Annotated in this window: 9 protein-coding genes; 2 read left to right on the forward strand and 7 right to left on the reverse strand. The window is 69.9% G+C overall.

The genetic code is table 11. The features are described from left to right. Positions 1-161: 161 nt before the first annotated feature. The 7 genes from GGR66_RS03320 to GGR66_RS03350 all read right to left on the reverse strand — a co-directional run bounded on the left by GGR66_RS03320 (position 162) and on the right by GGR66_RS03350 (position 9,207). Positions 162-1,592 (reverse strand): glycosyl hydrolase family 28 protein, encoded by a 1,431-nt coding sequence (locus tag GGR66_RS03320; protein ID WP_184447196.1) that lies wholly within the window; start codon positions 1,590-1,592, stop codon positions 162-164. After that, positions 1,589-2,929 carry a virulence factor family protein gene (locus GGR66_RS03325; protein ID WP_184447197.1) on the reverse strand — a complete coding sequence of 447 codons (1,341 nt, stop codon included), beginning with the start codon at positions 2,927-2,929 and terminating at the stop codon, positions 1,589-1,591. Before GGR66_RS03325 ends, GGR66_RS03320 begins: the two co-directional genes overlap by 4 nt. A 326-nt stretch (positions 2,930-3,255) precedes the next feature. After that, complete coding sequence (gene rodA / locus GGR66_RS03330) at positions 3,256-4,362, reverse strand: rod shape-determining protein RodA (protein ID WP_160966739.1); 1,107 nt, start codon at positions 4,360-4,362, stop codon at positions 3,256-3,258. After that, on the reverse strand, positions 4,359-6,419 hold the full coding sequence (gene mrdA, locus GGR66_RS03335) for a penicillin-binding protein 2 (protein ID WP_160966737.1): 2,061 nt from the start codon (positions 6,417-6,419) through the stop codon (positions 4,359-4,361). Before mrdA ends, rodA begins: the two co-directional genes overlap by 4 nt. Position 6,420: 1 nt before the next feature. Continuing rightward, positions 6,421-6,906, reverse strand: coding sequence for a rod shape-determining protein MreD (gene mreD / locus GGR66_RS03340; protein WP_048491037.1), 486 nt, complete (start codon positions 6,904-6,906; stop codon positions 6,421-6,423). Then, complete coding sequence (gene mreC, locus GGR66_RS03345) at positions 6,903-7,991, reverse strand: rod shape-determining protein MreC (protein ID WP_184447198.1); 1,089 nt, start codon at positions 7,989-7,991, stop codon at positions 6,903-6,905. The genes mreD and mreC overlap by 4 nt, the downstream gene beginning before the upstream one ends. Before the next feature lie 169 nt (positions 7,992-8,160). Then, positions 8,161-9,207, reverse strand: a complete 1,047-nt coding sequence (locus GGR66_RS03350) for a rod shape-determining protein (RefSeq protein ID WP_010343692.1) — start codon at positions 9,205-9,207, stop codon at positions 8,161-8,163. 257 nt (positions 9,208-9,464) lie between these two features. On the opposite strand from GGR66_RS03350, the gene GGR66_RS03355 reads away from it, so the two are divergent. Next, positions 9,465-10,397 (forward strand): carbohydrate kinase family protein, encoded by a 933-nt coding sequence (locus GGR66_RS03355; RefSeq protein ID WP_184447199.1) that lies wholly within the window; start codon positions 9,465-9,467, stop codon positions 10,395-10,397. A 254-nt stretch (positions 10,398-10,651) separates the two neighbouring features. After that, the gene (locus GGR66_RS03360) at positions 10,652-12,631 is read left to right on the forward strand and encodes a sigma-54-dependent Fis family transcriptional regulator (RefSeq protein ID WP_184447200.1); all 1,980 of its coding nucleotides are present in this window, start codon (positions 10,652-10,654) and stop codon (positions 12,629-12,631) included. Positions 12,632-12,859: the final 228 nt, after the last annotated feature.

Consider the following 12,859-nt stretch of genomic DNA (forward strand, 5'->3'; position numbering starts at 1 on the left):
TGGCGCTCCCGGAACAAGCGGACGGTCAGCGGCGGAACGGAACCGGCGCGCAGGCGACATCGGCATGGGCCACGCCCGCGCGGCGCATTCGCCGCGTCTCACGCCAGGCACTCCCGGCGGCAAACGTTTCGAGCGCGTCGGCGCGCGCGCCACGCAACGGGTTACAGCGCCGGAAACACCGGCGCATGCGCGCAGGCCGGGACCGAGCCTGCGAGCGTGGTCGCGTAGGTGGAAGCCGCGCTGCTGTCCTCGCTCAAGCGCAGGTCGGACTGATCCACGCCGATGTGCGCGTTGCTGGCATGCAGGGCGGTGACGTCGGCGGCCACGTGCGCCAGCACCAGGTCCAGCGGCGTCGCGGCGCTGTAGCCCTGTACGGTGCTGCCCTTGCCGGCGGGCGTGTCCTGCGCGCGCAGTCCGTCGACCACAATCCCGGCAAAGGTCGGCACGCTGCCGCTGCGGCTGCCACCGTGGTCGTGGCCGTACAGCGGCGTGATCACCAGCGGCCTGGCCACGCCGAACAGGCAGGTGTTGCGGTAGAGCACGTCGCGCACCGGGCCGCCCTTGGCCAGGCCGGTCTTGATGCGCAGGCCGTTGTTGTCGGTGGCGACGATGCCGTCGGCGTCATGACCGACCACGCTGTTGCCGTCCACCAGCACGTTGCCGACGCCGTACATCACCTCGCTGCCGATGGAGATGCCGTGGGTGCCGTAGAAGCGCGAGTCGCGCACGGTGATGTCGGCCGAGCGCGCGGCACTGGTCTTGATCGCGATGCCGTCGTCGCCGGCCATCACGTCGTTGTCGGCCAGGGTCGCGTTGCGCACGCTGTCCAGATCCAGGCCGTCGGTGTTGGGGCTGTTGGCCGGCGCCCTGACCCGCACGCCCCACACGGTGACGCCGTCGCCGCCGTGCACGAAGAAGTGGAAGTACGGCGCGTCGAGCAGGTTGACGTGATAGAGCTGCAGATCGGCGACGTCCTGCGCACGGATCAGGTCGGGCGCGTTCTGGGTCTGGCCGGCGGCCTTGGCGCTGCGCGCGAACTGCCACCAGCTGTCGCTGCTGCCGAGCATCGGCAAATCGCCGCGGCCATCGATGCTGCCCTGGTGACCGGCGGCGTCGCGCACGCCCATCACCCCCAGCGCGCGCGCCTGCAGGGTGATCAGCGCGCGGCAACCGCCGCTGCGGGCCGCCGCCTGGCCGCAGGCATTGCGGCCCGGGACCTGATAATCGGCGGGCTGGCGCGAGGCGAACAGGGTCACGCCACTGTCGATCGCCAGCGTGGTGTTGCTGCGAATGGTCAACGGCCCGCTGAGGAAGGCAGTGCCGCGGCCGGCGCGCAACAGCACCGCGCCATGCGCGCCGTCGGCGCAGCGGTCGAGCGCGGCCTGGATGCGCGCGGTGTCCGGCGGGCTGCGCTCCTGCGCATCGGCGAAGCGGCGTTGCTGCGCCTGCAAGGTGGCGTCCAGGGTCATGCACAGCGGCGGCAGGCGCGGTTCGACGACGCGGCGGGAATCGCCGGTCGCCGCCGCGCTGCCGAACGCAACAGCGGCGAGCAAGCCGCCGAGCAGCAGCGCCGCGCGCATGCGCAAGGTCATTGCCGGAGTGCCGCCTGCGGTGGCTGCGGCGTGGCCGAGGGCGATGCCGCGGCCGGTGCATGGTGCGGCGGCGTCCGCAGTTCGGCGATGGGCTGCGCGCCGGCGGACAACTGCTGCCAGCGGGTGTCGACGATCGTCGCCAGCCCGGCCGGGTGTTCGTCGAAATGGTGACCACCGTGCAACACCACGACCTCCGCACCGCGCGCGCGCAATTGCGGGCAGAGCGTATCTTTTTCCTTGTCGCCGTAAACGCACAGCAATTGCGCCGCGGGAATGCGCGCCAGCTCCGGCTGCACCGGCAGCGCGTCGTCGTCGTCGCCGAGATTGAGCCAACCGCGCACGCGGATCTGGAAATCGGCCTTGTGCTCCAGGCCCAGCAACGCCACCAGGCCGACCTGCTCGCGCTGCGCCGGCGGCAGCCGGTTGACCATGAACGGCAGCGTGGTGGCACCGAAGGAATAGCCGACCAGCAGGATCTTCTGCGGACGCCAGCGCTGCTGGTAGTAGGCGATGACCCGGCTCAGGTCGGCGCTGGCGCGGGCCGGCGGCTTGGCCCGCCAGAAGTAGCGCAGGCTGTCCCAGCCGACCACGGCGATGCCGCGCCGCTGCAGGGCCTCGGCCATGCCCTTGTCGATGTCGCGCCAGCCGCCGTCGCCGGACAGCACGATGGCCAGCGGCGCGCCCGGGGTCGCCGACGGCAACTCGGTCAGCGGCAGATCGTCCAGCGCGCCGCCGCGGCCGCGCGCATGCAGGTGCGCGGCGACCCGCGCGGCCAGCGCGGCATCCACGCCGCCATCGGCCGGTGCCGCCACGGTGTCGACGAAGCCCTGCGCCGCGGTGGCGGCGGCGGTGCCGGCGCAGACCTCGGTGGGTGCCGGCGCCACGCCGATGGCGCCGCCCAGGGTCGCGGAGGGCGCCGCGCCGACGATGCGCGCGGCCAGGGTCGCGGCGGTGCCGGTCCCGGCCAGGACCGGCAGGTAATAGCTGTCGCCGTGCAATTGCCGCTGCAGCCGCCGGCTCAGCCGTTCGGCGTCATGCCAGGCCTTGTCGCAGCCGTGGCCGCCATGGCGCAGATGCTTCAGATAGCGCTGGCCGTCGACCACCGCGACCAGCGCGCCGCTGGCGGCGATGCGCTGCGCAGCGGCCTGCCGCTGCGCCGGGCTGCCGCTGGCCAGCAGGATCACCACGCCCTGCGGCGCGCCCTGCGGATGCACCAGGGTCGTGCGGCCATAGCCGCGGACGTGCAGCGCCCCCGGCGGAAAGTAGTAGCGCAGCAGTGCGTAGCCGCTCAGGCCCAGCACCACGCTCGTCAACAGCAACACGCGCAGGAATTTCATCAATACGCATCCATCTCGGCCAACGCCGAGCATCGGGACAACCACGGGAACGGCGAGGGAGCGGCGGACGACGCGAACGGACGGGCCAGGGCCCGGATCGGCGGATGCGCTGCGTGGGGTGCCTCGGCGATGTGGGCTGGGATGGATGCGCGGGGTCGCACCTGCCTGCCCGGAAGTTCCTGCACGCGTGTGGGCCGGGGGGAGCGGCGCGCGTCACGTGGCATCGACGCGCATTGTGCGCATGCGCGACACGCGCCGCAATAATGCAGTCACCTGCCTGCAAGGGCGCGGTTAAGCCAGCGCGCAGCCGCCGCGGTGCCGCTCGCTCAGTAGCCGTGCACCGGACGGTGCGCCTTCACCGCCATCACCAGGCCCAGGCCGGCCAGCAGCGACACCGCCGAGGTGCCGCCGTAGCTCATCAGCGGCATCGGCACGCCGACCACCGGCAGCAGTCCGGAGATCATGCCGCCGTTGACCAGCACGTAGACGAAGAACGCCAGGCCGGTGGCACCGGCCAGCAGCCGCGAGAAGGTGTCGCGCGCCTGCGAGGCGATCCACAGGCAGCGCCCGATCACGATCAGGTACAGGGTCAGCACCGTGGCCACGCCGATCCAGCCGAACTCTTCGCTGAGCACGGAGAACGCGAAATCGGTGGTCTGCTCGGGAATGAAGTTCAGGTGCGACTGCGAGCCCAGGCCCCAGCCCTTGCCGTGCAGGCCGCCGGAGCCGATCGCGATCTTGGACTGGATGATGTTCCAGCCGGCGCCGAGCGCGTCGTTCTCCGGATTGAGGAACATCATGATGCGGTCCTTCTGATAGGGCCGCAGCAGCCACAACCAGGCCACCGGCGCGGCCGCGGCGACGCCGCCGACCGCGATGCCCACCCACCACCACGGCAGGCCGGCCAGCAGCAGCACGAAGCCGCCGCTGGCGGCGATCAGCACGCCGGTACCGAAGTCCGGCTGCAGCATGATCAAGGCGGTGGGAATGCCGATGATCACCGCGCTGACCAGCACGGTCGGGATCCGCGGCGGCAGCGGCATGCGGTGCAGATACCAGGCCACCATCATCGGCATGCTGATCTTCAACAGCTCGGCCGGCTGCAGGTAGAACACCTTCAGGTCCAGCCACTGCCGCCCATACTTGCCGGTGCCCAGCACGAACACCGCCAACAGCGGCAGCATCGACAACGCGTAGATCATCGGTGTCCAGGCGCGCAGGCGCAGCGCCGACACCCGCGACAGGCCCCACATCGCCGCCGCACCGATCGCGAAGCGCGCGCCCTGCGCCATCACCAGGTGCATGCCGCCGGCGCTCTTGAGCACCGCCAGCCCCATCGCCATCAACGCGCCCAGCGCCAGGCACATGGGCCAGTCCAGGGTGCGGGTGAAGCGGCCGCCGATCTCGACCAGCCAGCGCAGGAAATCCTTCATCGCTCGTCCGGAATTTCGTCGGGAATCGGCGGCGGCGCGGCCTGCAGCGGCACCGCCGCGGCGTCCACCTCGGCCTGGCCGATCAGCACCGGGCGCTCACCGGCGGCCAGCGCGACCGCATCGGCCGCGGCGCGCGAACCCGGATCCTCGGCGTAGTACAGGTGGCTGCCGAACGCGGTGGCGCCGCGCAGGCTGTCCAGCGGTTCCACGCCAGGCGGCAGCCGGCCGAGCAGCCAGGCGTCGAAGATCTTGCGCGCGATCGGCGCGGCGGTACTGGCGCCGTAGCCGCCGCCTTCCACCGCGATCGCCAGGGCGATGGTGGGCTTGTCGGCCGGCGCGAAGCCTTCGAACAGCGAGCGGTGGCGCAGGTGCATCGGCAGGCTGCGCGGATCGACCGCCGCCAGCCCCTTGCGGCTGACCACCTGCGCGGTACCGGTCTTGCCGGCCATCTCGTACGGCGCGCCGATGGCGATGGCATGGCCACTGCCGCCCGGACGCATGGTGTCCATCATGCCTTCGCGCACCGCCTGCAGGTTGCTGGGGTTGTCGCTGATCGGCTTGCTCGTGCCCGGCTGTACCGGCGCCCACGGTTGGTCGAAGGCCTCGCGCGTGGCCATCACCAGGTGCGGCGTGCGCAGTTGCCCATCGGCGAGGCCGGCGACGCCGCGCACCAGTTGCAGCGGCGTCACCTTCCAGTCGCCCTGGCCGATGGCGATGTTGACCGTGTCGCCTGGGTACCAGGCTTCCTTGCGGCTCTTGGCCTTGTATGCCGGCGACGGCACGATGCCGCCGGTCTCGCCGACCAGGTCGATGCCGGTCGGCACGCCGAAGCCGTAGCGGCTCATGTACTGGTCGACCTTGGAGATGCCCATGTCGATGGCCAGCTTGTAGTAGTAGGTGTTCACCGACTGCGCGATCGACTTGCGCAGGTCGGTCCAGCCGTGGCCGCCGCGGTGCGAGTCGCCCCAGCCGCGGCTGACCCCGGGCAGGTAGAACATGCCGGTGGAGAGGATCTTGTCCTCCGGGCGGCGGGTGCCGCTGTCCAGGCCGGCCAGGCCCATGAACGGCTTGATGGTGGAGCCGGGCGCCACGCCGCCCAGCACCAGGCGGTTGAACTGCGGCCGCGACGGGTCGCTGTTGAGCGCCTGGAAATCGGCGTGGGAGATGCCGTTGACGAACAGGTTGGGGTCGTAGGACGGCAGGCTGACCATCGCCAGGATCTCGCCGGTGCGCGGATCGATGGCGATCGCCGAGCCCTGGTAGTCGCCGAAGGCGGCGACCATGGCCCGCTGCAGATCGGCGTCGATGGACAGGCGCAGGTCGGCGCCGGACTGCGCCGGCACCCGGCCGACGGTGCGGATCGCACGGCCCTGCACGTTGGTCTCGACCTGTTCGTAGCCGACCTTGCCGCGCAGCTGTTCCTCGTAATAGCGCTCCAGCCCGGACTTGCCGATGTGGGTCAACGCGGCATTGCCCTCGCCCAGCGTCTCCAGGTCCTTCTCGTCGATGCGGCCGACGTAGCCGATGATGTGCGCGAACAGGTCGCCGTAGGGGTAGTGCCGGGTCAGGTAGGGTTCCAGCTCCACGCCCGGGAAGCGCCAGCGGTCCACCGCGAAGCGTGCCCGTTCCTCTTCGCTGACGCGCAGCTTCAGGGTGATCGGGCGGAAGCTGCGGCTGGCCTTGCGTGCGGCCTGGAAGCGCTCGATGTCTTCCGGCGACAGCGCGATGACCTTGCCCAGCTCGGCCAGCAGGGCGTCCATGTCGGCGACCTTGTCCGGGGTCACGTCGAGCCGGAACGCGGGCACGTTCTCGGCCAGCAGGCGGCCGTTGCGGTCGTAGATCATGCCGCGCCCGGGCACCACCGGCCGCGGCTTGATGCGGTTGGCGTCGGAGCGGGTGGCGTAGACGTCGTGGTCCAGCACCTGCAGCTTGAAGTACCAGCCGCCCAGGCCCAGCAACGCCACCAGCACGCCGAGAAAGCCCAGCGCCGCGCGGCGCCGGAACTGCTCGGCCTCGGCGTGCGGGTTCTTCTGCGCGCGGCGCGGGTGCAAGGCCATGCTACTTGCTCCGCCGGCCCAGCCGCAGCGCGTCCAGCAGCACGAACAGCGGCGGCCACAGCGCCATGCCCAGCAGCGGCGCCCACCAGTAGTTCCACGGCAGCGTCGGCTCGCCGACCGCCAGATGCACCGCCGCGGCGACGATGCGGTCGTTGACCAGCAGGCCGCCGATCGCCAGCGCCTGCTGCGACATCGGGAAAAAGCGGATGCGCGCGCGGAAGCGCTGCAGGATGAAGCTCAGGATCACCAGGCGCAGCGCCTGCTCGCCCAGCACCCCGCCGTACAGCAGATCGGCGAGCACCCCGACCGCAAAGGCGAAGCCCAGCCCGACCTTGTCCGGCGTCTCGATCACCCAGTACGCCACCACCAGCGCCAGCCAGTACGGCCGCAACGGCTGCACCGCCAGCGGCAACGGCATCAGCCCCAACAACAGCGCCACGATCACGCTGACCGGCAACACCCAGCCTTTGCTGCGCAGGCGGCTCATTGGGTGGGCTCCTTCGGAGCCGGGATTGGGGATTGGGGATTGGGGATTGGGGAAGGCCCTGGCTGCTTGGGGGTTGCGGGCGCGGCCGCAGGCCGTGCACGCGATTGGTCACTGGTGGCCCGCGAAGGCGTCGCCTGCTGAGAGGAAGACACCGGCTGCGTGGTCGCCGCCGGCATTCCATGACCATCGCCGACGCCAGTAGCGCCGCTTTTCACCAATCCCGAATCCCCAATCCCCAATCCCGTTGCCGCGGCCGAAGGCCGCAGCAACAACACATCCCGCCCGCGGTCCAGCTTCGCCGCCGGCTTCAGTTCGCCGACCAGGAAGGCGTGGGTGTCGTCCGGGCGCAGGGCGGAGATGGTGCCGACCGGGAAGCCGGCCGGGAAGCGGCCGCCCAGGCCGGAGGTGACGATCTCATCGCCCACCTCGACGCCGGCGCTGAGCGGGATGTCGCGCAGCTCCAGGCTGCCGCCGCGGCCGTAGACGATCAGGCGCACGCCGTTGCGCGCCACCGTCACCGGCACCGCGTGGTCGGGGTCGGTCAGCAGCAGCACGGTGGAGTGCAGCGGGGTCACCGCGATCACCTGGCCCATCAGGCCGCCGGCATCGATCACCGCCTGGCCGACGTGCACGCCATCGCGGCTGCCGGCATCGAGCACCAGCCGCTGTCGGGTCGGGTCCAGGTCGATGTCCAGGATCGGCGCCAGCTGCACGTCCAGGCCGCGGCGCTCGGCCACGCCCAGCAGTTCGCGCAGCTGCGCGTTGTCCAGCGCCGCGGTCTGCAGCCGGGTCAGGCGCGCCTTGGCGATCAGCAGTTCGTTGCGCAACGCGCGATTTTCCTTGACCAGCTGCGCGTGGCTGGCCGCGTTCTCCTGCACCTGGGTGCCCAGCCGCCCCGGCAGGCCGGCCAGCGCCCAGATCGGCTGCACCAGCACCGTGGCCTGGCTGCGCAGGCGGGCCAGCCAGTCGGCCTGCGCGTCGAGCACGATCAGCACCAACGCCAGCGCCAGGTAGACCAGCAGGCGCGGCGTGCTGGCGGATTCGCCGGGGCGGGCGGTGACGGGAGGACCGGCGTAAGGAGGCACGGTTAAAGCCGGGATTGGGGAATCGGGAATGGGGAATCGGGAAGCAACGGCGCGTCCCCGGCGCGATCAGGCCGGGGCGCAGGCGGTGCGGTGGAGACGGGGCCGGCAGTGCGGAGGCGGAGGGGCCATTCTATTCCCCATTCCCGATTCCCCATTCCCGGCCTCACGCTCACTCCGGCGCGAAGAACTCGTTGCCGTGCATGTCCACCAGCTCCAGCGCACGGCCGCCGCCGCGGGCCACGCAGGTCAGCGGATCGTCGGCGACCTGCACGTGCAGGCCGGTTTCCTCGGAGATCAGCCGGTCCAGGTCGCGCAGCAGCGCGCCGCCGCCGGTCAGCACGATGCCGCGCTCGGCGACGTCGGCGCACAGTTCCGGCGGGGTCTGCTCCAGGGCCAGCTTGACCGCCGAGACGATGCCCGACAGCGGCTCGTGCAGCGCTTCCAGCACTTCGTTGGAGTTGATCTTGATCATCTTCGGCACGCCCTCGGCGAGGTTGCGGCCGGAGATCTCCATCTCCTGCACCACCGCCTGCGGGTAGGCGCAGCCGATCTCCAGCTTGATCCGCTCGGCGGTGGCCTCGCCGATCAGCATGCCGTGGTTGCGGCGCACGTAGTTGGTGATCGATTCGTCGAAGCGGTCGCCGCCGATGCGCACCGACTGCGAATAGACGATGCCGTTCAGCGAAATGACCGCGACCTCGGTGGTGCCGCCGCCGATGTCGATGACCATCGAGCCGCGCGCCTCGGTGACCGGCATGCCGGCGCCGATCGCCGCGGCCATCGGTTCCTCGATCAGGTACACGTCGCGGGCGCCGGCCTCCTCGGCCGATTCCTTGATCGCGCGGCGCTCGACCTGGGTGGAGCCGGCCGGCACGCACACCAGCACGCGCGGGCTGGGCCGCAGGAAGCGCGACTTGTGCACCTTCTTGATGAAGTGCTTCAACATCGCCTCGGTGTAGGTGAAGTCGGCGATGACGCCGTCCTTCATCGGGCGGATGGTGGTGATGTGGCCGGGAGTACGGCCGAGCATCTGCTTGGCCTCGGCGCCGACCGCCGCCACCGAGCGGGTGCCGCCGATCGCCCGGTCCTGGCGTACCGCCACCACCGACGGTTCGTTCAGCACGATGCCCTGGCCACGCACGTAGATGAGGGTGTTGGCCGTGCCCAGATCGATGGACAGGTCGTTGGAGAACATGCCGCGGAGTTTCTTGAACATCGGGGGATTGGGTCCTGGGGCGCGCCGTCGCCAGAATGGCGAAAAAATGGGCAGAAAACGAAGTCCGCTAGCCTAGCAACCCGCCTGGGTACGGGCAAGGAAAATTCTCGCTAAAACCACGCGTTGCGTGGTATCGGCGAGATCGCGATGGATCGTGGTTCTGGCCCTGCCGGGCCGCAGCCGTTACCCTTTGCGCCGCGGCGACCCCGCCCTCGCCCGCCTGAATGCGGGCTCATTCCTCCGCCAAGGCCTGCCCGATGTCTGCACTGATCTGTGGTTCCCTCGCTTACGACACCATCATGGTGTTCCCGGACCAGTTCAAGAACCACATCCTGCCGGACAAGGTGCACATCCTGAACGTGTCGTTCCTGGTGCCGCGGATGCGCCGCGAATTCGGCGGCTGCGCCGGCAACATCGCCTACAACCTGCATCTGCTGGGCGGCAATCCGATCCCGATGGGCACCGTGGGCCAGGACTTCGGCCCGTACCGGGAGCATTTCCAGGCGCTGGGCATCGACCTGTCGCGGATCAAGGTGATCGACGAACTGTTCACCCCGCAGGCGTTCATCACCACCGACCACGACAACAACCAGATCACCGCCTTCCACCCCGGCGCGATGATGCGCAGCTACGAGAACCACGTGAAGGACGTGCCGGGCGTGACCCTGGGCCTGGTCGGCCCGGACGGGCGCGAGGGCATGATCCAGAACGCCGAGGAATTCAGCGCCGGCGGCGTGCCGTTCATCTTCGATCCGGGCCAGGCCATGCCGCTGTTCAACGGCCCGGAACTGCGCCAATTCATCGAGCAGGCCGACTACGTGGTGGTCAACGACTACGAGTCCAACCTGCTGCAGGAGCGCACCGGCTGGGACGAGAAGGACATCGTCTCGCGCGTGCAGGCCTACATCACCACCCAGGGCCCGAAGGGCGCACTGGTGCACACCCCCGAGAAAACCTACGACATCCCGCCGGCGCACGAGCGCCGCGTGGTCGACCCGACCGGCTGCGGCGACGCCTTCCGCGCCGGCCTGATCTTCGGCATCCAGCGCGGCTGCGACTGGCTGACCATCGGCCGGATGGGCAATCTGATGGGCGCCCTGAAGGTCGAACACCCCGGCACCCAAAACCAGCGCTTCGACTTCGACGAGTTCAACGACCAGTTCAAGCAGCAGTTCGGTTACGCCTTGTAAAGGCGGGAGTGGGGAGTCGGGATTGGGGATTCGTAAAAGCTGGCCCCTGGCGCCTTGAGTCCACGAAGAACCGCGCGATCGCGCGGTTTTTTCGTTTGGCCTAACGGGCAAAGAAGCAGCCCCAGCCAAGCCGCTCTTACCAATCCCCAATCCCGATTCCCCACTCCCGGCTTTTGCTGCACTGCGGGTTGAGCACGGACCCCGTTTGTGCGTCACTTGCGTCAGGGGCCCCCTGGGGGGACGAGAGCGCGCCCATGTCCGAGTCGACTGTCGCCAACCTCGCGCACGCCGCTGTCGCACCCGTGCAGGACGCCGACTGTGCGCCGCTCGCGCGTATGCGCCAGTTTCGCCAGATCGAGACCTTGCCACCCGCCCTGGCGCGCTCGTGGCGGCGCTGCCTCGACGACTACGGCCTGGATCCCGATACCCATCCCTCGCCGATGGTCCACGACAACGGCGAGCTGCGCGAGCGCCAGCAGCGGCTGGAGGCGCTGCTGCGCATCGCCAAGGTGGAGATGGAAAACCTCTACGAGCAGATCGCCGGCGGTAGCTATGCGGTGGTGTTCGCCGACACCGAGGCCACCGTGCTGCACAGCGTGCAGGATCCGGCGCTGCTGCGTGCGTTCCGCGAAACCGGGCTGTTCTGCGGCGCCAGTTGGGCCGAACGCTACCAGGGCACCAACGGCATCGGCACCTGCGCGGTCGAGGGCAGCGCGCTGAGCGTGCACCGTGGCGAACATTATCTGGAGCGACATCTGCCGCTCTCGTGCAGCGGCGCGCCGATCCTGGATCCGCAGGGCAACTTGCTGGCGGTGCTGGACGCGTCCACGCCCGACGCGCGCGACACCAGGCTGGTGCAGTGCCATACCGGCGCATTGGTGCGCATGTCGGCGGCGCAGATCGCCCGCGCGTACTTCCTGGAGCAGTACCGGCATGCGTGGATCCTGCGCTTCCATAGCCGCCCGGAGTTCGCCGGGTTGCTGCACGAGGCGCTGATCGCAGTCGGCGGCGACGGCCGCGTACTCGCGGTCAACGAGGCGACGCTGGAACAGCTGGGCAAGCCCGACCGCTCGCCGCTGGTCGGGCGCGATATCGCCCAGGTGATGCAACTGGATTTCGATACGCTGGAGCAGCGCGCGCGCAACGACGCCAGCACCCTGTGGTCGATCCGTTGCGCCTGCCACGGCCGCCGCTTCTTCGCCCTGGCGCAGCCGCCACGCGCGCGCAGCACTGCCGGCCGCACGCGCGCCGCGGGCGAGGATGGCCAGGCCGCGCGCGCCAACGACCATGTCGGCTCCGATCCGCGCATGCTGCACAACCTGGACAATGCGCTGAAGCTGGCCAAACACCGCGTGTCGATCCTGCTGTGCGGGGCCACCGGCACCGGCAAGGAAGAGTTCGCCAAGGCGGTGCACCGCAGCTCGCCCTGGGCCGACCGGCCGTTCGTGGCGGTGAACTGCGCGGCGATTCCGGAAGCGCTGATCGAGAGCGAACTGTTCGGCTATGCGCGCGGCGCCTTCACCGATGCCGCGCGCGAGGGACGCCACGGCAAGCTGCTGCAGGCCAGCGGCGGCACCTTGTTCCTGGACGAGATCGGCGACATGCCGCTGCCGTTGCAGACGCGCCTGCTGCGCGTGCTGGAGGACCAGAGCGTGACCCCGCTGGGCAGCGACCGCGCGATGCCGCTGGAACTGCACGTGATCAGTGCCAGCCACCGCGACCTGGCGCAGATGGTCGGCAGCGGCGGCTTCCGCGAAGACCTGTACTACCGCCTCAACGGCGTGGTGCTGCACCTGCCGCCGTTGCGCGAGCGCAGCGACAAGGCCGAACTGATCCGCACCCTGTTGCGCGAAGAGAGCGGCGAGCAGCCGGTGCGCATCAGCGAGGATGCCCTGCACAAGCTGCTCAGCTATGCCTGGCCCGGCAACCTGCGGCAGTTGCGCAACGTGCTGCGCACCGCCGCGGTGCTGTGCGCCGATGGCGTCATCCGCATTCCCAACCTGCCGCAGGAGATCGTCGACGCCGACAGCGGGCCGTGCCTGCTCGGCGACGATGCGCACGCCGCCGACGGCGTGCCTGGCCGTGTCGCCCTGGACAGCGCCGAGCGCAGCGTGCTGCAGCAACAGCTCGAGCGCCACCGCTGGAACGTCAGCCGCACCGCCGATGCGCTGGGCATCAGCCGCAACACCTTGTATCGCAAGCTGCGCAAGCATGGGTTGGCGACGGTGAGCTGAGGCGGACTTACACGTTGCGGGTCTTGCCTGCGAGTCGCGGATGAAGCCTTGCCTGTTGTGTTTTGCCAAGCAGCTGGCGCTACGATTGCCACGAGAAACGCAAGTCCCAACCTCTGAGGAGGCTGGATGATGCCTGGTTTCGATGTCGCGACTGAAGTCGCTCCTACGACAACAGCCGGCGAGTCGATTGGGCGACACAACCTGTGGGAGGCACTTCAGTCCCGACTG

It is taken from the genome of Xanthomonas sp. 3498 (genome assembly GCF_014199795.1).
GTDB lineage: Bacteria > Pseudomonadota > Gammaproteobacteria > Xanthomonadales > Xanthomonadaceae > Xanthomonas_A > Xanthomonas_A rydalmerensis.